Raw genomic sequence first — 20,632 nt, forward strand, 5'->3', positions numbered from 1 at the left:
ACAAATAAGAATGATTTATTTTTTAAGGTCTTGCTGTACTTGTTGTACAGGTTTAACCCACGGTTTTTTCGCCTGAACATCGGCGGGTAATGTTGTTATCGCCCTTTTAGCATCAGCTGAAGAGGCGTAGTTACCACTCACTAAGATGTACCAAGGCTTACCATCACGTTTCGTTTCATACACATGATAGTCAGATAATTTTTGCTGCTTAGCATAGGCATTCAACGTATCTGAGCGCGATGCGCTGCTCAGTTGCAAGGTGAAATGGCTACCAGGGGCATTTTTCAATGCGCTGCTGCTGCCCGTCGAACCTGATTTTGCCACCGCTGAAGCGGCTGGAGACACAGCCGTTGTCGGGTTTTTATGACTAACAGCCGGTTGTTTCGTTGCTGCCGTGGCCTGCTTTTGCGTCGGATGAGTAATCGATTCCCGTGTAACTGGCGCTTTGGCCCCTTTCGAGGTTGAAACGGTAGCCGGTGCTGTCGGCAGTGTGGAGGTCGGGCCGTCATTCATATTCTGAGACAGTGTATCGACCTGCCCCTGGGTCTGAGAAAGCGCGTCAGACATATTCCCAGGTAATTCAACACGTTGGGTTGAGTCATTGGCAGAAGACTGCGGAGCGGCCTCGGTCGGTGTCGGAGAAATCGGCGGAACATTGATATCTTGTGGCTGAGCGGTATTCCTCACGCCATTGGCATCATGACCATCGGTGGTGTTATTTGCCACAGCTGGCTGAGTATTATTACCGCTGGTCAGTGAAGATGAATCAGACAGATTAATGTTGCGCGCCACGTCTACATTGGGATTTTGTTGTGATGCTTCATGCTCGGTTGGGGCTTTAAGGGCTGAACCAATGGCAATAATGATCAACAGCAGCACTAAAATGCCAATACCAATCATCATATGTTGGCGTGAAACAGCAAGCTTAGGCCCAGTCGAGGACTTACGGGCACGTGTTGGGCGACGGTCACTGCTATCTGGTTTCAGATCGTCTTCCGGCTTTAAATCATCCATCTAAACCCTCCAACTAGAGGCAAAAGCCTACCGCATTTATCACTGCAGTCCGGCTGATTGATTTTACTGACTGCCAACAGGCTAAAACGCCCGCAGCAAAGGAATATAATAAAATGTACTCATGCCATTTCCTATCACTGACAATCAGTGATAGACGCCAGTACCATATCATGTGCAACACCACCACGGACTTCTGACTGACCTATAGCGGTTGGCAATACCAGACGAAGCTCACCGGCCAGCACTTTTTTATCTCGCATCATGTGCGGTAGATAGGATTCTGGTGTCATTTCTTGCGGCCCGCTAACTGGCAGACCTGCACGTAAAAGTAGTTTCTTGATACGCTCAACATCTTGGTCTGAAAGCTGGCCCAATCGGCGGGAAGTATGCGCAGCCATCATCATACCAGCAGCAACGGCTTCCCCGTGTAACCAGACGCCATACCCCATTTCAGCTTCAATAGCATGACCATAAGTATGACCCAAATTGAGTAAAGCGCGCATCCCGCTCTCTTCCCTTTCGTCGGCGGCAACAACATCGGCTTTCAATTCACAGCAACGGCGGATGCAGTAAGCTAATGCTGACATATCCAGTGCTAATAAAGCGTCAATATTGTTTTCCAGCCACGCAAAGAAAGCTGCGTCAAGAATGATACCGTATTTGATAACTTCAGCCAGCCCGGAAGCAAGCTCACGAGGAGGGAGGGTTTTGAGACAATCAAGGTCAACCACCACCGATGCAGGCTGGTAGAAAGCACCAATCATGTTCTTACCCAATGGGTGGTTCACTGCGGTTTTACCACCGACAGAGGAATCCACTTGAGAAAGTAAGGTAGTAGGAACTTGAATAAAGCGTACGCCACGTTGATAGCAAGCAGCGGCAAAACCGGTCAGGTCGCCTACTACACCGCCACCTAGGGCGACAAGTGTAGTATCACGACCGTGCGGTTTTTCCAGAAGGGCAGAAAATACCTGCTCCAGAACACTCAGAGATTTATACTGTTCACCATCAGGTAAAATCACCTGATCGACTTTAATGCCGCTTTGTTCCAACACTGCCCGGAGCGAATCCAGATAGAGTGGCGCTAGCGTTTGGTTGGTCACCAGCATGACCTGGTCACCCGCTTTTAGCGGCTTAAAAGAGGCCGGATCTTTGAACAATCCAGCAGCAATCGTAATCGGGTAGCTACGCTCCCCTAACGTGACAGTAATCTTCTCCATGTCGCGCCCAGTAACCTTCTTAACTTACGCCCGCGGGCATTAGTAAAATGCTAAATCAGTTACTTTCCAGCATGTTGATAATCTGGTTAGCAACAACTTTCGCGCTTTGATCGTCAGTGCGAATGGTGACATCCGCAATTTCTTCGTACAACGGATTACGTTCTTTTGCCAGTGCTTCTAACACCTCACGTGGAGGCGAATCAACCTGCAACAACGGACGTTTTTTGTCGCGCTGTGTACGGGCTAACTGCTTCTCGATAGTGGTTTCTAGATAAACCACCACGCCACGGGCTGACAAACGGTTACGGGTTTCTCTGGATTTAACAGAGCCACCACCGGTTGCCAGAACAATGCCCTGTTTTTCCGTCAGTTCATTAATCACTTTTTCTTCACGATCGCGGAAACCTTCTTCGCCTTCCACGTCGAATACCCAGCCCACGTCAGCTCCGGTACGTCGCTCAATTTCTTGATCAGAGTCGAAAAACTCCATATTGAGTTGCTGAGCTAACTGACGACCAATAGTGCTTTTGCCGGCACCCATAGGCCCAACCAGAAAGATATTGCGTTTCTCTGCCATGTTTTTGGTATTACTAAGACTATTCGTTAATGATAACCCGCCCCGCCAATCAAATTAGCAACGGGACCTAAACTGAAACCTCATGAGCGATAGTGCGAGATCAGACTGAAAATTATCTCAGCACTTCTGGTAGTTTGGCAACCGAATAAATCGTTGTACACGTCGTGGGAGGGAAACCATACGTTTTTATCGGCGTATCAACGTTATTAAAAACCTCGGAGCTCAATTCGGTAACCCTTGTAAGCTAAATCGGGGGCAGCGTCAAATTTAGAAGCCCCCTATCACACAAAAAGTTGCAGAAAGTCACCAAGATTGGCCTGTTTTCATAAATCGGCACCTTTTGGGACTCAAGTACCTATCAACCTTGGGGTGATAAAAATGACTAACTCCCGACGACTTTGTTGCTGGGCATCCTGTTTAAACAGCCCCCCCAACCAAGGAATATCGGCCAACATCGGCACTTTATTAACTCCCTGACTGTTTTTCTGCTGGAAAATCCCGCCTAACACAATAGTTTCGCCGTCATTGACAGTTATTTGGGTTTTTATTTCCTGTTTATCTATTAGTAAAGTTTCACTATCGCCACGTTTCATCGCCATTCCCGGCATATTATGGCTGATTTTTAAGTTTAAAGTAATTTTGCCATTACGCAGGATTTTTGGTGTGACTTCCATTCCCAATACCGCCTCTTTAAACTCAATCGTCGTCGTCCCTTTTTTCCCCCGCGAGACAGTATAAGGAATATCAGAACCTTGTTTGATGCTGGCGGTTTGCTGATGTGAAGTGACTAAGCGCGGACTAGCAATAATGTCGACCTGATTCTCTTGCTCCAGTGCGCTCAGCTCCAGCTCCAGTAGCCGCCCCCCGATGCGGGCAACATTAAATCCAGCACTGACTGCGCTGGTAGGCAGCGGCAAATTGACATTAAAATCACTCATTCTTAGCGCGGATGTAGGTTGCGGTTCACCCATTCCCCAACGTACACCAAGCTCCTGCAAATTTTCACGGCTGATGGTCACTATATGCGCGGCCAACTGCACTTGCTGTAAAGGCAAATCCATCTCTGCCAACCAACTTTTCAATAATGCTAATGATGCGGGAGTATCGCGAATTAATAATGTATTTGTACGTTTATCTACCACTACACTGCCCAGCGGAGAAAGTAACCCGCCCTCCGCCAGATTCAAGCTGTCCGCGACTTGTTCAGCATCTGCATATTGCAAAGCCAGACTCAAGTTACTGAGTGATTCTGGCCCCATTTTTTGTTCAGCTTGCAGCCGCCTGTCTTCAACATCTTGCTCGGTGAAAACCATCATTACCGCCCCTTCACGCTCGACTTTCAAGCGGCTCATGCGCAAAACGATAGCAAGAGCTTGTTCCCAAGGAACATCCACCAACCGAAGGCTAAGGTTGCTGCCGATATCTGCCGCAATAATCAAATTCAATTGCTGATAATCCGCCAGTGCTTGCAACACCATGGGGGCTGGAGCGTCTTGAAACTCCAATGAGATTGGCACGCCACCTTTTGCGTTAATGGAAAAGGGAATGGTGAGTAAGGCACTGAGCAGCAGAAAAATAAATAATGGCTCTCGCGCCATACTATAGGCAGTCCAAAAACCCGCCTTTACTTTAATTAATTTATTGATTTTAAATGTATTTTTTATTTTAAATCTATAAAAACCCATCAGATTCATTCCTTTTAATACTGATGATAAATATCTTAGCGCATCGATAGCACCACAGAACCTGATGAACCTGAACATGTCTTTTCTGGGTTAACATGCTGGAGGCTGACTTGCCGCCCACTGATGTGGGTCACTTGCCAATGGGGCAATAAGTGCGTTTCTATCGCCAGTTTTTGCCACTGGCCCGCCGCCCGCTGTACCCAAGCAGTATGGTAATCCGCACCCCGGACAATGCCCTGCAATTGCCAATCGGCGAGTTTTTCGCGGTCATCATCACAAGACCCTGTTGATATTCGTTCAAATGGGTTGCGCCCAACCTCAGCCAATAAAGGTTCTGCGCCAACCGCCAAAGCCGGTAATGCCACCATCAACAGCCCCCCGATCGTCCACTGTCTGTTGCGGTGATTATTCACTTTCACCTCCGGTAAGGGACTCTTTTAGGCTTAGTTTCACTGTCAGCGCATGCTTTTCTCGCGTAATGCCCATTATTTGAATTTGGACTGGTACTGAGGTTGCGGCTAACTGGCGAAGTAAATGGAGCAATCCATAAAAATTAACTCGCAAGGTTGCATGCCACTGTTGTTGATTAGCTAACTGTTGGTGATTGGCTAATTGTTGTTCAGTTAACAGTTGTTGCTCGGTTAACGGTTGTAATTTGGTGAAAGATTGTTGCTCGGCTGAGTTTCTCCCGGCCGCCACTGACTGTTCAGATTGCCGCTGCCAACTCATCACCTGCCCGCCAAACGGTATAATCCATTGACCAACCAAATGTGCCATTGAGATATCTGGTTGCCGCCACGGTGCTTCAGCCGCACTCAACACTGTAATTTGCTGATCAAGAGCAACAAGCGATGGCAACTGCGCCAGTGCGGATTGTTGGTGCTCAACCTGTTGTTGATGCTGAATAATTTCCTTAGTGACCAACCGTTGTTGTTGCCATAAAGGCCGCAGCACCATGCCATAAACACTGACACCGAGCAGCCCAAGCACTCCCCATTGATATAAACAAAGCTGCCAGCCGGGCCTGTCCATCCAGCGTTGAAGCTGTTTATTCATCATAATAAATGTCCTCTTCCTGCCAGTTGGCCTGCGCCGTAAACCGAAAATAGCCATCATCCTGCTGCGCAATTTTTTGTAAGCGCACATTTGCCAATAGCGATTGTCGCCTTAACTTCACCAAAAAGTCATGAATAGCGGCGTAATCTTGGCTCACCGCCTCAAAAATCAAATGTTCATCTTTAGGTATCAGGCTGATTAACCAACAGTTATCAGGAACTTCCTGTGCTAATAGCTGCAATAATGTTGCGTAGCGATGGGCGGATTGGTGCATTTGCCGATACATTTTCACTCGCTGCTCTGCGTGCTGTTTTTGTGTCACCCGTTGTTGCACCTGTTGATGATGCTGATTTAATACTTTCTGCTGGTGCAAAAGCGCGGCAAGGCTGCTTTGCTGACTGATTTGTCCTAAGTGTGATTGTCTCTGCACAACCAGCAGCACGATGATAAAAAACAGGGCTTGGCATAACCCTAAGTTGCGCCAAAATCGGTAACGCGCTAGTTGGCGCTCCGTGCGCCATGACGAGAAATTAACCTGATACATCAGTAATCTGCCGGGCGTAATGCTAGCCCACCAGCCAACATGAAAGCCGCCGGTGATGAGGGCAAAGGAGGCTGATATTGGGCGAACGCAGAAAAAGGTGACCAGCGCGTGGTATTTTCTGGTGGGGATTCATTCATCATACTGCTGTAATACACATTCACCGGCTTATCACTTGGTTGGGGGTAATGGGTATGAAGCTCTGCCAGCAACGTAGTTAACGGATTGAGTACGATCGCGTGGTCGCATTCCTGTGCCTCGTCAGTTTCAATGGGCACCACACCGAAGATAAACGGCATTTCACTGGAGGAAACCCACAGCCACTCATGTGTTAGCCGGTGGACTAACCAATAAGTCCCTGATAACCCGGCGGCCGCGGCCATGTAACGCAGAGCGCAGGGGGTGATATCAATCACGGGAGATGGCAGGTTAGCCTGCTGTAAACAGGCTTGCCATTGATGAATTTCTGACTGGCGAGCGGCAGTGATTAATAATTCATTGCCCGCTTCAACCCGATAATCCAGAGCCAGTTCCTGGCTATTTACCGGGAAAAGCTTGCTTGCCACCGCATTGATAAACCCTGCGCGTTCAGGTTCACGCAGCCGCAGGTCTGGGACAGGAATAGTCTGCTGCAAGATACGCTGTGCGGGCAATGCAATGCGTAATGAAATATGTCGAGGTAATTGTTTGCGTAATAATTTGAGTTTGTCGCTAACCACATCTGGCTGTTGTAAAATACCCTCCCGCAAAGCCCCAGAAGGTAAGGTTTGATGCCACCAATACCGCAGTTGCCAGCCATAACGGCGTCTGACAACGGCCAAGGCGCGTATTGCCTCCATTTGAATATCTAGCCCAACCTGCCAATATTGTGTGTACATCTTTGTCGACCTCCGTGTCGAGAGAGAATAAAAGAACGTATCCATGTAACGGGCTTGCCTTTATACTACGGCGCGGTTGTTTATAAACTGCCCAATTGACATTGAATGGGAAATCTCAGGTGAAGTTCGTAAAGTATTTTTTGATCCTTGCGGTGTGTTGCATTTTACTGGGAGCAGCCTCGATATTTGGCCTGTACAAATATATTGAGCCTCAGCTACCCGACGTTGCCACGCTGAAAGATGTCCGGCTGCAAACGCCTATGTTGGTGTATAGCGCCGAAGGCGAATTGATCGCCCAATACGGTGAAAAGCGCCGTATCCCATTGACACTAAAACAAATTCCACCAGAAATGGTGCATGCGTTTATTGCCACGGAAGATAGCCGGTTCTATGAGCATCACGGTGTTGACCCAGTAGGTATCTTACGTGCGGCCTCTATTGCACTGGTGTCCGGCCGCGCCTCTCAGGGTGCCAGCACCATTACCCAGCAATTGGCACGAAACTTTTTCTTAAGTCCGGAACGCACCTTGATGCGTAAAATCAAGGAAGCTTTCCTGGCCATTCGCATTGAACAGTTACTGACGAAAGATGAAATTCTTGAGTTATATCTGAACAAAATTTATCTGGGTTACCGCGCTTATGGTGTTGGGGCGGCAGCACAAGTTTATTTTGGTAAAGAAGTCAATGAGTTGACCCTCAGCCAAATGGCGATGATTGCCGGTTTACCGAAAGCACCATCGACTTTCAACCCGCTCTATTCACATGACCGGGCAGTGGCGCGCCGTAATGTTGTGCTATCGCGCATGCTGGATGAAAAGTACATCACCCAAGCGCAATACGAGCAAGCTCGCAGTGAAGAACTTGTCGCCAACTACCATGCGCCGCAAATTGCTTTCTCAGCACCTTATTTGTCTGAAATGGTGCGGCAGGAAATGATTAAGCGCTATGGCGAAAACGCCTATACCGACGGTTATCAGGTCTATACCACTATCACCAAAAAACTCCAATTGGCGGCAGTGGATTCCTTACGTGCCAATGTGTTGGCTTATGACATGCGCCATGGCTATCGCGGCCCATCCAATGTGTTGTGGAAAGTGGGTGAAAGCGCATGGAGCAATGAGAAAATTATTGATTCGCTGAAAACATTGCCGGTTTATGGCCCGCTATTGCCCGCGGTAGTTACGCAAGCGAATGCCGACCAAGCGACAGCAATATTGGCGGATGGCAACAGTGTGGCGCTACCGATGGCCGGTATGCGTTGGGCGCGCCCATATAAATCTGACAATGCTCAGGGGCCGACACCTAAAAAAGTCACTGATGTGGTACAGCCCGGTCAACAGATTTGGGTCAGAAAAGTGGGTGACAATTGGTGGTTGGCTCAAGTGCCAGATGTCAATTCCGCCCTGGTTTCTATTGACCCGAACAATGGCGCAATCAAAGCGCTGGTCGGCGGTTTTGACTTTAACCAAAGTAAATTTAACCGTGTGACACAAGCGTTGCGTCAGGTGGGATCGAATATCAAACCTTTCCTGTATACCGCGGCGATGGACAAAGGCCTGACTCTGGCAAGCATCCTAAACGACTTGCCGATTACCCGCTGGGATGCCGGTGCTGGCACCGACTGGCGGCCAAAAAACTCGCCACCGACTTATGATGGGCCGATTCGTCTGCGCCAAGGTTTAGGCCAGTCGAAAAACGTGGTGATGGTGCGGGCAATGCGGGCCATGGGTGTGGATTATGCCGCTGAATATCTGGAACGTTTTGGTTTCCCGGCACAGAATATTGTCCACTCAGAATCATTGGCGCTGGGTTCCGCATCATTTACACCATTACAGTTGGTGCGTGGCTATGCGGTGTTGGCAAACGGCGGCTATTTGGTCGACCCGTATTTCATTACCAAAATCACCGATGATACGGGCAACGTGCTGTTTGAAACAAAACCGAAGATTGTCTGTGAAGAGTGTAACTTACCGGTGATTTACGGTGATACTCAGCGCTCGGTAGTGCTGTCCGACGATAACACTGAAAACGTCGCAACTTCACAAACCAATAATGCTAATAATGTGCCCATGCCGGAACTGGAACAAGTCACCCCAGCACAGGCCAAGCTCAATAGCGATGAGCAATATGCGCCACATGTGATCAGTACACCGCTGGCGTTCTTGATACGCGATGCATTGAACTCTAACATCTTCGGGGAACCGGGCTGGATGGGGACTGGCTGGCGCGCTGGACGCGACTTAAAACGCAAAGATATCGGCGGTAAAACCGGTACAACCAACAACTCGAAAGATGCTTGGTTCTCCGGCTATGGCCCGGACACCGTGACATCCGTCTGGATTGGTTTTGACGATCATCGCCGTGACTTAGGCCGCAGCACCGCATCTGGCGCTATTTCGGATCAGATTTCAGGGGCCGAAGGCGGAGCGAAAACGGCTCAACCGGCGTGGGATGACTTTATGAAAGCAGCCCTGGAAGGCCTGCCGGAAAAACAAGTGCCGCCACCGCCAGGTATCGTCAGTGTCGTGATTGATAAGCAAACCGGTAAGCTATCACCAGGTGGCCCCGGTAGCCGTTCAGAGTACTTTATCGAGGGGACACAGCCCACCGAGTATTCAGTACATGAAGCGGGTACGACACTGATGGATAATGGTCAGACTCACGAGTTGTTCTAACGAACGGCGTTAGCACCAAAAATAAGAGCCGGGAAATCGCAAGATTGTCCCGGCTTTTTTATGGTGAACCGCTCAATATTAAGCTATTCCCGCTTTCATCAGAAAAGTTTGCGCCAAAAACAGGGCACTGACATTGCGGGCTTCGCGAAAACCTGGTTCATCGAGCAGCGCCATCATATTCGCAATAGGCCAACGCACTTGGGGCAGCGGTTCTGGTTCATCGCCTTCCAGACTTTGCGGATAAAGGTTTTGCGCCACCACAATATTCATTTTACTGGAGAAATAGGACGGTGCCATTGTCAGCTTACTGAGGTAATCGAAACGCTCAGCGCCAAATCCCACCTCTTCCATCAATTCGCGATTTGCAGCCTCTAAGACCCCCTCACCGGGATCAATCAACCCCTTGGGGAAGCCCAACTCATACTCTTCTATACCCACGGCATACTCGCGGATCAGCAATAAATCATCACCAATAATGGGCACAATCATCACAGCTTCGCGATTCGATGGCCGCATTCGCTCATAGACACGTTGTACACCATTGCTGAACTCCAGATCGACGGCTTCAACGGTGAATAAGCGCGAGCGTGCAATTGTTTCTATTTTAAGTATTTTAGGTTTTTGCAGGTGTTCCATAATGGCCCCAAATTAAAACTCGCCGCCTGTCGGGCACGTATCAGGGTAGTCAGGCTCATAATAAGGTTACTTCATAAGCGACTTTTTACCCTCGCGGATTAACCCGACTCTTTATACTGGAATTTATTAGAACTTGATCACATTGTGCGTTAGTGAGAACCTTTATCGCAACGCTAGTTAGATATAATTTACCTGTTTTTAACATGGCGGCGAGTTTAGTCAAGATTCAACCGGTTAATTTTTAATCTATTTCAGCGCAATACTCGTTAAAAATTGTGTTTGAAAATAGGATTATGCTGATATTACCGAAGTTTTAGCCTTGCTATCCTTATTAGTCTACGGGCAGTGAAAGAGCACTTGCATTAAGTTATTTGATGAATAACTCTGTTATATGCCTCTGTAAGGTGTTTATGCATAATATATGCCCAAAATAATTTGAGTTGCAGGAAGGCGGCAATTGAGTGAGTCCCCAATAGCTTACATAAGTAAGTGACTGGGGTGAATGAAAGCAGCCAACGCACATGCAGCTTGAAGTATGAAGGGGATAATGCATTATTTCATAGAGTTGACGTAAATCAGGGGCCCTCGGATGGGGATGGGATGAGCACAATAGTCATAATATTGGCCTTACTGTTGACCAGTCTGATCGCAGTAGGTTTGTTGTGGTGGTTCCGATTCCGCCGCCCTGCTCCCGTAACTGCAACTCTGCCGTTCGCGAAACCGACTCATCGTAAACTGACGCCGGAAGAGCGAGTAAATATTGAGAATTATCTCTTAAATCAACAAGATAACATAGGGTTCAAACCCCAATCGACTTTTGATACCCGTAGCCTCAGTAACAGTACTCCTTCGCCAGCAAAGCTTATTCTAACCCCTCAAAGCGACAATGTTTATTCGGTTACGCGCGCCATTACCCGCTATGGCGTGGCCACAGACGAACCCAATAATTGGCGTTATTATCTTGATTCTATTGAAGTTCATTTACCCGCTTCGTGGGAACAATATATTACTCAGAATAATGACGTAGAACTTATCCAAACCCAGCCGATCCCTTTGATTATTTCCCTCAACGGGCATACGCTGAAAAATCACCAGTCTGAGAATAGTTATCTACCTATTTTACCTTCGGTGGCGCAAAATGCGTCAATTCGCAAGGCGGATAGCGAGCATATTGAGCTCCTGAATATCCGTAAGGAAACAGCGGAAGAATATGCTCTGCATGGTGCTAATGGCTTGAAAGAAGCCGGTGCTATTTGTTTAGCATTGCTATTGCTGTTCTTTGCGCTGACTGGCCCGACGGTAATTCTGCCTTGGCTGATTATTGTGGCCACCCTATTAACCGGTTGGGCTTGCTGGAATATGTTCCGCCCATTATCTGAAAAAGATTTGCGGGAAGTTCATTGCTTGAGTGGTACGCCAAAGCGCTGGGGCCTGTTTGGCGAGTCAAATCAGGGGCAGATGAACAATATCTCACTCGGGATTGTTGATCTGATTTATCCGGCCCATTGGGGGCCTTATTTTGCTCATGATCTGGGCAAGAAAACCAACATTGATATCTATCTCAATCGTCAGGTTGTTCGTCAGGGGCCTTTTTTATCCCTCCATGATGAAATGAAACATTTTCCTCTACAGCGCTGGGGGAAAAACCTGACGCTGATGGCTGGCTCACTGTTAGTCATGGGGTTATTGCTGATTTATATCCCATTGGGTCTGCCACTGAAATTAAGTGTCGCCTGGTTACAAGGCGCACAAAGCCAGCAGGTAACCAGCGTCGAAGCACTAGAGAAAATGCCACTCCATATTGGCGATATGCTGAAAGCGCAGGGAATGGGGATGTGCTATGTCCCACCGAATACCCAAAATCCACACAGTTTTGTTTTTACGCCTTTTGATTGTTCCGGTATCTATTGGAATAACGCCGCGCCCTTGCCGCAACCTGAATCTGAAACTATTGAAAAAGCGGCAGCACTGGTGGCGACCGTCAATCAACAACTGCACCCACAAGGCACAGATACCAACGTTAACCCACAGTTGGCGACAGCCATTGAGAAATCCGGCATGATTTTGCTGGATAACTTTGCCGATATCGTCCTAAAAACACAGGCATTATGTGGTGGAGACGCCGATTGCATCCGTCTAAAAAATGCCTTGGTAAATTTAGGTAATGCCAAAAATTGGCCAGGGTTAGTGAAACGGGCACAATCTGGCACCTTAAAAGGCATGAATGTGCTGTTACGCCCGGTCAGTGCTGACACTCTGGAAAACCTGGTTAAGACCGCAACATCGTCATTTGTTTACCGCGAAACACATTTGGCGACCGAAGCATTAAACAGCCCACCGCCGGGTGGGTTCCTGATTACCAGTGATGAAGGTAAACAACTGGTTAATCACCCTGCTCCATCGGTTCCACTGTTTGATTACAGTGCGCTTGAGCAGTGGCGGGAACTACAGCGGCTCTCTGGGCTGCTACTCAATACCCCATTTAAGGCGGAAGGTATCATTACCAATATCACCACCGACGCCAATGGTACCCGTCACATCGCGTTACACAGTGAACCGGATATCGTGACACTCGGCCGTTACTTGGGTACCAGCCTGCTACTGCTGACTCTGATAGTTTGTTTCGCAGTGAATGCGACCTTATTCATTCAGCGGATACTGAAAAACCGTAGTCGTATGGATAATATTCAGCGCTATTATGATAATTGCTTCAACCAACCCCTCACTCCAGCGCCTTTCCCGCGTTAGCCCTTTTTCGTTTATTATGAATTATTGTTTATACCTTAAATAACTTGAGTTGCAGGAGAGCGGCCAACGCACATGCAGCTTGAAGTATGACGGGTTATCACCACTATTGTGATTGTGGAGCCGCTATGCCCCCTGAATTTAATTGGCAAGAAATTGATACCGTGCTGCTGGATATGGATGGCACTTTGCTGGATTTAGAGTTCGACAGCCATTTTTGGCTAAAGCAGGTACCGGAAACCCTCAGCCAACAGCGCGGGATCTCGCTGGAACAGGCGCATAAAATTATCCATGATGAATATCTGGCAGTACAGCACACGTTAAATTGGTATTGCTTCGATTATTGGAGTGAACGGCTGGATTTAGATATCTACACCATGACCACGCAAGCGGGTAGCCGGGTTCGCCTGCGCCAGGATACCCAGCCCTTTCTGACCAGTTTGCGTGAGCGCGGCTTGCAAACTATTTTGCTCACCAATGCCCACCCACACAGCCTGGCGGTAAAAATTGAGCATACAGCTCTCGACCAGCACCTTGATTTATTACTTTCCACCCATACATTTGGTTATCCAAAGGAAGATCAACGGCTGTGGCAAGCTGTCACACAGCATACTGGGCTGAATCCTGCCAGAACCTTATTTGTCGATGACAGTGAAAAGATTTTGGATGCCGCGCACACCTTTGGTATCCGCTATTGTCTGGGGATAGAAAACCCAGATTCCAGCTGTGCTGATAAGGCATTTCACCGCCATCCTGCAATCAATGATTACCGTAAGCTATTGCCCGCATTGCAGTTACGCAAGTGAGTGGGGAAATTCAGCTTAACGACAGGAGTGTTCATGAAGGATAAAACAGCTTCGGATGAATCGGTTCGGCTGGATAAATGGCTTTGGGCGGCCCGGTTTTACAAAACCAGAGCCATCGCGCGGGACATGGTGGATGGCGGCAAAGTCCATTACAACGGGCAGCGCGGCAAGCCGAGTAAGTTAGTTGAGATCAATGCTGAAATCCGTCTGCGCCAAGGTAACGATGAGCGCACAGTGCGGGTCTTAGCGCTACACCAGCAGCGCCGGGGCGCAAGTGAAGCTCAGGCATTATATGAAGAAACAGAGGCTAGCATTGCTAACCGCGAGAAAGTGGCACAGGCACGCAAACTCAATGCTCTGACCATGCCACATCCGGATCGACGTCCGGATAAAAAAGAGCGTCGCAACCTGATCAAATTTAAACAAGGCGAGCCTGAGTAAACTGCTTGCAGCCAGAAAGAGAGAAAACTATGTCTAATCACGACCAGTCTAATCACGACCAATTACACCGCTATCTGTTCGCTAACCATGCGGTGCGCGGTGAACTGGTTTCAGTTAATGAAACCTATCAGCAGGTATTAGCCAATCATGATTATCCACCCGCGGTACAAAAACTGTTGGGCGAAATGTTGGTCGCGACCAGTCTACTGACGGCTACCCTCAAATTTGACGGTGATATCACGGTGCAATTGCAGGGCGGCGAGGGCCCGCTATCACTGGCGGTGATTAACGGCAATAACCAGCAAGAAATGCGCGGTGTCGCTCGCTTTAAAGGCGAGATAAGTGATGAAAGTACCCTAAAAGAGATGATGGGCAACAGTGGTTATCTGGTGATAACTATCACGCCAGCGCAAGGGGAGCGCTATCAAGGCGTCGTGGCATTGGAGGGTGAAACCATCGCCGCCTGTCTGGAAAATTACTTTATGCAGTCTGAACAGCTTCCTACCCGCCTGTTTATCCGCACGGGTAGTGTGGAGGGTAAAGCTGCCGCAGGCGGTATGTTGCTGCAAGTTCTGCCAGCACAAGAGCGCAATGAAGATGAGTTTGATCATCTGGCACAACTGACCACCACCATTAAAGCTGAGGAGTTATTCACCCTGCCGGCCAATGAGGTGCTGTATCGGTTATATCATCAGGAAGAAGTGACGCTTTATGAACCACAAAATGTCAGTTTCCGCTGTACTTGTTCCCGCGAACGTTGTGCCGATGCATTAGTGACGTTATCCGAAGATGACGTTAAAGAGATGCTCGAACTGGACGGCAATATTGATATGAATTGCGAGTATTGCGGCACTCACTACCTGTTTGACGCGGTCGATATCGCGGCATTAAAAAGCGGCAATAGCCCATCACCAGAACAAATTCATTAATTCCTGTAATACATAGTTGGGTGCTGACTCGTGCCCAGCTATTTCTCCTGCTGTTTCATACTTGCGATAATCCGTGTCCTATCTCTCATAACCTAGCGAAAAATAGGCCATATATTGAAATATTTGAACGCTATCGCTGTTAATCAGAGATGAGTAATTACAATCGCTGGTAGAAAATTGACGATCCAGGAGTTATGACATGAGTGTTAAAGGAATTACCCCGCAGGAGCTCGCCGCCTATGGCATCCATAACGTCAGCGAGATTGTTTACAACCCAAGCTATGATTTACTGTTCCAAGAAGAGACTAAACCCACACTCGAAGGATACGAGCGCGGAACCCTCACCACCACAGGAGCGATTGCGGTAGACACCGGTATCTTTACCGGCCGTTCACCCAAAGATAAATATATTGTCCGAGATGCTATCACGCAGGATACCGTGTGGTGGGCTGATCAGGGCAAAGGCAAGAATGATAACAAACCGCTGAGCCAAGAAACCTGGGCCCACCTGAAAGGGTTGGTAACCAATCAGCTGTCTGGCAAGCGCCTATTTGTTGTTGATACATTCTGCGGAGCTAATGCTGACACCCGTCTGCAAGTTCGTTTTGTCACTGAAGTGGCCTGGCAAGCACATTTCGTCAAAAACATGTTTATCCGCCCAACAGATGAAGAACTGGCCCATTTCGAGCCTGACTTTATCGTCATGAATGGCGCTAAATGCACTAACCCGAACTGGAAAGAGCAAGGTCTGAATTCAGAGAACTTTGTTGCCTTTAACCTGACAGAACGTATGCAGCTAATTGGCGGCACATGGTATGGCGGCGAAATGAAGAAAGGTATGTTCTCAATGATGAACTACCTGCTGCCATTGAAAGGCATTGCTTCCATGCATTGCTCGGCTAACGTCGGCGAAAAAGGCGATGTTGCTATCTTCTTCGGCTTATCCGGTACCGGTAAAACCACCCTGTCTACTGACCCGAAACGCAAGTTGATCGGCGATGACGAACATGGCTGGGATGATGACGGCGTATTTAACTTTGAAGGTGGCTGCTACGCCAAAACCATCAAATTATCCGAAGAAGCAGAACCCGATATTTATCATGCAATTAAGCGCGATGCTTTGCTGGAAAACGTGGTGGTACTGCCAGATGGTACTGTTGATTTCAATGACGGTTCCAAAACTGAAAACACCCGTGTTTCTTACCCTATTTACCACATTGAAAATATCGTCAAACCCGTCTCTAAAGCGGGCCATGCCACCAAGGTCATTTTCCTGACGGCTGATGCTTTTGGCGTATTACCGCCGGTATCGCGCCTGACGGCAAATCAAACTCAGTATCACTTCCTGTCAGGCTTTACGGCCAAACTGGCGGGTACTGAGCGCGGTGTCACCGAGCCGACTCCGACCTTCTCTGCGTGTTTTGGTGCCGCATTCTTGTCACTGCATCCAACACAATACGCAGAAGTGCTGGTGAAACGGATGCAAGCAGTGGGCGCACAAGCCTATCTGGTCAACACCGGTTGGAATGGGACGGGCAAACGTATTTCCATCAAAGATACCCGCGCTATCATTGACGCCATTCTGAATGGTGAGATTGATAAGGCCGAAACCTTTACCTTACCTATCTTTGATCTGGCGGTACCGATGGCATTACCGGGCGTCGACCCTGCTATCCTCGACCCACGCGACACCTATGCGGATGTCGCGCAGTGGCAAGAGAAAGCAGAAGACTTAGCGAAGCGTTTTACCACCAACTTCGATAAGTATACCGATACTCCAGCCGGGGCAGCGCTAGTCAGCGCAGGGCCAAAAATCTGATTTAGATTTGGTTTTGTAAGATGACAAAAGGGGCACATTTGTGTCCCTTTTTGTTTTTCGCACATCAACAATGGATTAGAACAGGTTTGGTGGATGAGTGATCAAGTTTGGTTGTTAAAGCACCGAGTCAAGTTTCGGTTGATATTCGATTTGTTCTCATTGCTGGCTTTGCCACCTCAACCGAGCAGGAGGGCAAGCCGGCCCCCTGCACCTGCGGCTTGCGCGAAATATTACTGCTATTCGCAGTCCCCTCCGGCAGCTTGCAGGCTTAATCGAACCAGGGCTGACTCGCTCCCAGCTTGACAGCCCCTTTCGCCGGGTAATTCGTCCCATCCTTGGGACTCACCCCTTCGGGGCAGCTGCTAGCAGCGTTCAAATCTGCTCCCGGCAGATTTGTCCATGGCGGCTCATTCGGCCTGCAATCTTGGTCGGTAATATTCCTGATTGCGCTCAACGTCAAAAGAGAAAATCAAAATCATGGTTTTAGGTTTTGAAGTTTAAAAGCACATTTGAGCAGCCGAGTGAAGAATGGAGCAAGGGAAATCCGCCATGGACGGCGGATTTAGGCGTCATGAGCAGGGATGCGAATAAAGCCGTCCCGCCAGCGAAATGATGAGTGAGGGAACCCACGCAGTGGGCAGGCGATACGTGCGAAGCACGGGATTCCACAAGGGTGCGCGCCCGCACCCTTTGGCGGTTGAGGCTACGGAGGTTAAGTCAACTCCGTTGCTTTAACAACCGAACCCGATCACTAAACTCATATCAACCGAAACCTGATCCGATCCCACCATAACCAAATCTGATCACACCACCGCAGGTGGCTTAGGCTTCACATCCAACGGCAACGGGATATAGGCCCGAATCCGTAATCCACCCCGCTCACTGGTGCCGATATCTAACGAACCGGCATGCGCATCAATAATCCGCTGTACAATGGCCAATCCTAGTCCGGTGCCGCTGGTACTGCGGGCGCTATCGCCACGAACAAAAGGCTGGAACAAATGCTTTAAATCTTCTGGCTTGATACCTGGGCCATCATCTTCCACTTGGAACCAGGCGCGTTGAAGCTCAGTGCCGCTACTCACTTTTATCCAGCCATTACCGTAACGGGCGGCATTCACCACCATATTCGCCAAAGCGCGCTTAATGGATAACGGGTGAATATCCACTATCACTTCGCCTTCACATAAATCTGTCTCAATCACCCGCTCATAGCCGCTTTCAGCCGCAATCACTTCACCCAATACCGCATTAAGATCACTCGGTTCGGTCGGCATCTCCTGCCCAGTGCGCAGATAATCGATAAATTGCTCAATAATGGCATTGCACTCTTCAATGTCTTTATTGATCGACTCAGAGAGATAGCCGTCGGCTTCACTCATCATTTCCGTCGCCAAACGAATGCGGGTCAATGGTGTGCGTAAGTCATGGCTGACCCCGGCCATTAATAAGGTGCGGTCATCAGCCAGCAGCTTCACGCCCGCCGCCATTTGGTTAAATGCCCGAGTCACAGAACGCACTTCTGAAGCGCCATATTCCCGTAAAGGCGGCGGAATTATGCCCTTCCCGACCTGTAAAGCCGCGTGTTCCAGCTCGACCAAGGGGCGATTCTGAATACGGATAAACAGCCAGGCCCCCCCGACCGCCAGTAGCATGATGGCCAAGGTATAACGGAACAGTGGCGAAAAATCGCCCTGATGGATCTCGGTTAATGGCACCCTCACCCAAATATCCGGCGACAACCATGTTTTTAGCCAGACAACCGGGGAGTTTTTGTTCACCTCGACCCGCACATCAGTTGGCCCACCTAATTGCTGGGCCATTTGATCACTCAAAAATTTGTAATGCTGTGCCCAACGCAGGCCACTTTCCTCTGCCGCGGCATTGGTATAAAGCGAAATCCCCAATTCACGGTAAATCTCACGCCGAAACGCTGGCGGGACTTCAAGTAGCGTGCCATCTTCCAGTTGCAGCCGGTCAGTCATCAGCATACGAACTTCATAGGCCAACACTTTATTAAACTGCTGCAAACTGGGCAAAATGGCGAAATTCAGCACCACCAAATACGTCGTGACCAAGCTGACAAACAGCAAGGTCACAATCAGTAATAAGGTTCGGGCAAATGAGCTACGCGGAGAAAAGCGCCATCGCCTCATGCTTTACTGCCGTCCGGCACAAATACATAGCCCAAACCCCATACGGTTTGGATATAACGCGGGTGTGCTGGATCTTCTTCTACCATGCGGCGTAGACGTGAAATCTGTACGTCGATAGAACGCTCCATAGCACTGTATTCACGGCCACGCGCCAGGTTCATCAGTTTATCGCGCGATAATGGCTCACGTGGATGACTGACCAGGGCTTTCAGCACCGCAAACTCGCCGCTAGTCAATGGCATAGGCTCATCTTCACGGAACATCTCGCGAGTCCCGAGGTTAAGTTTGAACTTACCAAAGGCAATAATTGCTTCTTCTTGGGAAGGTGCGCCCGGTAGCTCGTTGGCCTGACGGCGCAATACTGCACGGATGCGGGCCAGCAATTCGCGGGGATTGAATGGCTTCGGAATATAGTCGTCTGCACCAATCTCCAGCCCGACGATACGGTCAACTTCCTCGCCCTTTGCCGTCACCATGATGATAGGCATTGGGTTACTTTGGCTGCGCAGACGGCGGCAGATAGACAGGCCATCTTCCCCTGGTAACATCAGGTCAAGTACCATCAGATGGAAAGACTCACGGGTCAGCAAGCGATCCATCTGTTCAGCATTGGCAACACTGCGCACCTGGAAACCTTGCTCTGTCAGGTAACGTTCTAATAGCGCACGCAGGCGCATATCGTCATCAACGACCAGAATCTTGTGATTCTCTTGCATTTTATTACTCCCAAAGGCCGTATTGCCCGAATCTGCACATTGTTAGAAAAACTCACTCTAACAGACAGCTATTTATGGTATACATTCTAGTCGAAATTGTTACAAAGCTTATTGTTGGGCTTAATTATCAACACTTTCGTCAAATGGGCGGTAGCGAATCTCTAAAATCCAGTAGGTTGCTTCGCCATTTGGTGTTTGGACTGTCACTTCATCATCCACCTGTTTGCCGATTAAGGCACGGGCCACTGGCGAATCAATAGAAATCCATTTTTTCGCGGGGTCAAACTCATCCGGCCCGACTAAACGGAAAATGCGCTGTTCTTCTGATTCATTTTCGACCCGCACCCAAGCACCAAAATAGACTTTCCCTTCCTGGCGTGGGTCTGGATCGACAACTTTCAGCACTTCAAGGCGCTTGGTCAGAAAACGCACCCGGCGATCAATTTCCCGCAGGCGCTTCTTGCCATAGATATATTCAGCATTTTCCGAGCGGTCACCCATGGCGGCGGCTTCAGACACGGCTTGGGTCACTATCGGCCGCTCTTCTCGCCACAGATAATGCAGCTCACGATCCAGCGCCTGCCAGCCCTCGCGGGTAATATAATTACTTTTAGCCATAAAATGGTTCCCTTGGCATAGATACTCCACTATACCTAACTTTTTACCGATAAGTTCACGTTAGCTCAAGCCCAATGACCGCTCTACTGGCAATTTATCCGGGCAATCCGTATAACTATC

At 48.9% G+C, this 20,632-nt stretch carries 18 protein-coding genes; 6 read left to right on the forward strand and 12 right to left on the reverse strand.

The window, feature by feature from the left end:
- Positions 1–15: 15 nt before the first annotated feature.
- From DX162_RS05760 to pilM, 8 genes are all read right to left on the reverse strand, one after another.
- Entirely contained in the window at positions 16–1,014 is a 999-nt protein-coding gene (locus tag DX162_RS05760) for an SPOR domain-containing protein (protein ID WP_004391480.1), read from the reverse strand.
- Between the two features lie 134 nt (positions 1,015–1,148).
- On the reverse strand, positions 1,149–2,234 hold the full coding sequence (aroB, locus tag DX162_RS05765) for a 3-dehydroquinate synthase (protein ID WP_004391481.1): 1,086 nt from the start codon (positions 2,232–2,234) through the stop codon (positions 1,149–1,151).
- A gap of 55 nt (positions 2,235–2,289) precedes the next feature.
- Positions 2,290–2,811, reverse strand: a complete 522-nt coding sequence (gene aroK, locus DX162_RS05770) for a shikimate kinase AroK (protein ID WP_004391482.1) — start codon at positions 2,809–2,811, stop codon at positions 2,290–2,292.
- A 347-nt stretch (positions 2,812–3,158) separates the two neighbouring features.
- Positions 3,159–4,409 carry a DNA uptake porin HofQ gene (gene hofQ / locus DX162_RS05775; RefSeq protein WP_218564991.1) on the reverse strand — a complete coding sequence of 417 codons (1,251 nt, stop codon included), beginning with the start codon at positions 4,407–4,409 and terminating at the stop codon, positions 3,159–3,161.
- A gap of 122 nt (positions 4,410–4,531) precedes the next feature.
- Positions 4,532–4,864 (reverse strand): hypothetical protein, encoded by a 333-nt coding sequence (locus DX162_RS05780; RefSeq protein WP_004391484.1) that lies wholly within the window; start codon positions 4,862–4,864, stop codon positions 4,532–4,534.
- Positions 4,865–4,901: 37 nt separating this feature from the next.
- Complete coding sequence (locus DX162_RS05785) at positions 4,902–5,552, reverse strand: hypothetical protein (protein ID WP_032820262.1); 651 nt, start codon at positions 5,550–5,552, stop codon at positions 4,902–4,904.
- On the reverse strand, positions 5,545–6,096 hold the full coding sequence (locus tag DX162_RS05790; protein ID WP_032820247.1) for a PilN domain-containing protein: 552 nt from the start codon (positions 6,094–6,096) through the stop codon (positions 5,545–5,547). The genes DX162_RS05785 and DX162_RS05790 overlap by 8 nt, the downstream gene beginning before the upstream one ends.
- A complete protein-coding gene (gene pilM, locus DX162_RS05795) occupies positions 6,096–6,971 on the reverse strand; it encodes a type IV pilus biogenesis protein PilM (RefSeq protein ID WP_004391486.1) in 876 nt (291 codons plus the stop codon). The genes DX162_RS05790 and pilM overlap by 1 nt, the downstream gene beginning before the upstream one ends.
- 119 nt (positions 6,972–7,090) lie before the next feature.
- On the opposite strand from pilM, the gene mrcA reads away from it, so the two are divergent.
- A complete protein-coding gene (mrcA, locus tag DX162_RS05800; protein ID WP_032820249.1) occupies positions 7,091–9,646 on the forward strand; it encodes a peptidoglycan glycosyltransferase/peptidoglycan DD-transpeptidase MrcA in 2,556 nt (851 codons plus the stop codon).
- A gap of 78 nt (positions 9,647–9,724) precedes the next feature.
- Here mrcA and nudE read toward each other — a convergent pair whose 3' ends face one another.
- Positions 9,725–10,282 carry an ADP compounds hydrolase NudE gene (nudE, locus tag DX162_RS05805; RefSeq protein WP_004391488.1) on the reverse strand — a complete coding sequence of 186 codons (558 nt, stop codon included), beginning with the start codon at positions 10,280–10,282 and terminating at the stop codon, positions 9,725–9,727.
- Between the two features lie 600 nt (positions 10,283–10,882).
- Here nudE and DX162_RS05810 point away from each other — a divergent pair.
- The 5 genes from DX162_RS05810 (at position 10,883) to pckA (ending at position 17,022) form a co-directional block, all read left to right on the forward strand.
- Positions 10,883–13,030, forward strand: a complete 2,148-nt coding sequence (locus DX162_RS05810; protein WP_032821125.1) for an intracellular growth attenuator family protein — start codon at positions 10,883–10,885, stop codon at positions 13,028–13,030.
- A gap of 125 nt (positions 13,031–13,155) precedes the next feature.
- Positions 13,156–13,833 (forward strand): GMP/IMP nucleotidase, encoded by a 678-nt coding sequence (yrfG, locus tag DX162_RS05815; RefSeq protein ID WP_032821124.1) that lies wholly within the window; start codon positions 13,156–13,158, stop codon positions 13,831–13,833.
- 33 nt (positions 13,834–13,866) lie between these two features.
- A complete protein-coding gene (gene hslR / locus DX162_RS05820; RefSeq protein ID WP_004393228.1) occupies positions 13,867–14,274 on the forward strand; it encodes a ribosome-associated heat shock protein Hsp15 in 408 nt (135 codons plus the stop codon).
- A 29-nt stretch (positions 14,275–14,303) separates the two neighbouring features.
- Positions 14,304–15,203, forward strand: a complete 900-nt coding sequence (hslO, locus tag DX162_RS05825) for an Hsp33 family molecular chaperone HslO (RefSeq protein WP_032821123.1) — start codon at positions 14,304–14,306, stop codon at positions 15,201–15,203.
- A 199-nt stretch (positions 15,204–15,402) separates the two neighbouring features.
- Positions 15,403–17,022 carry a phosphoenolpyruvate carboxykinase (ATP) gene (gene pckA, locus DX162_RS05830; protein WP_004393224.1) on the forward strand — a complete coding sequence of 540 codons (1,620 nt, stop codon included), beginning with the start codon at positions 15,403–15,405 and terminating at the stop codon, positions 17,020–17,022.
- 803 nt (positions 17,023–17,825) lie between these two features.
- Here the strand turns inward: pckA and envZ are convergent.
- From envZ to greB, 3 genes are all read right to left on the reverse strand, one after another.
- A complete protein-coding gene (envZ, locus tag DX162_RS05840) occupies positions 17,826–19,178 on the reverse strand; it encodes a two-component system sensor histidine kinase EnvZ (RefSeq protein WP_032821122.1) in 1,353 nt (450 codons plus the stop codon).
- A complete protein-coding gene (gene ompR, locus DX162_RS05845; protein WP_004393220.1) occupies positions 19,175–19,894 on the reverse strand; it encodes an osmolarity response regulator transcription factor OmpR in 720 nt (239 codons plus the stop codon). The genes envZ and ompR overlap by 4 nt, the downstream gene beginning before the upstream one ends.
- Positions 19,895–20,014: 120 nt before the next feature.
- A complete protein-coding gene (gene greB / locus DX162_RS05850; protein ID WP_004393217.1) occupies positions 20,015–20,512 on the reverse strand; it encodes a transcription elongation factor GreB in 498 nt (165 codons plus the stop codon).
- Positions 20,513–20,632: the final 120 nt, after the last annotated feature.

The sequence above is a fragment of the Yersinia kristensenii genome (assembly GCF_900460525.1).
Lineage (GTDB): Bacteria > Pseudomonadota > Gammaproteobacteria > Enterobacterales > Enterobacteriaceae > Yersinia > Yersinia kristensenii.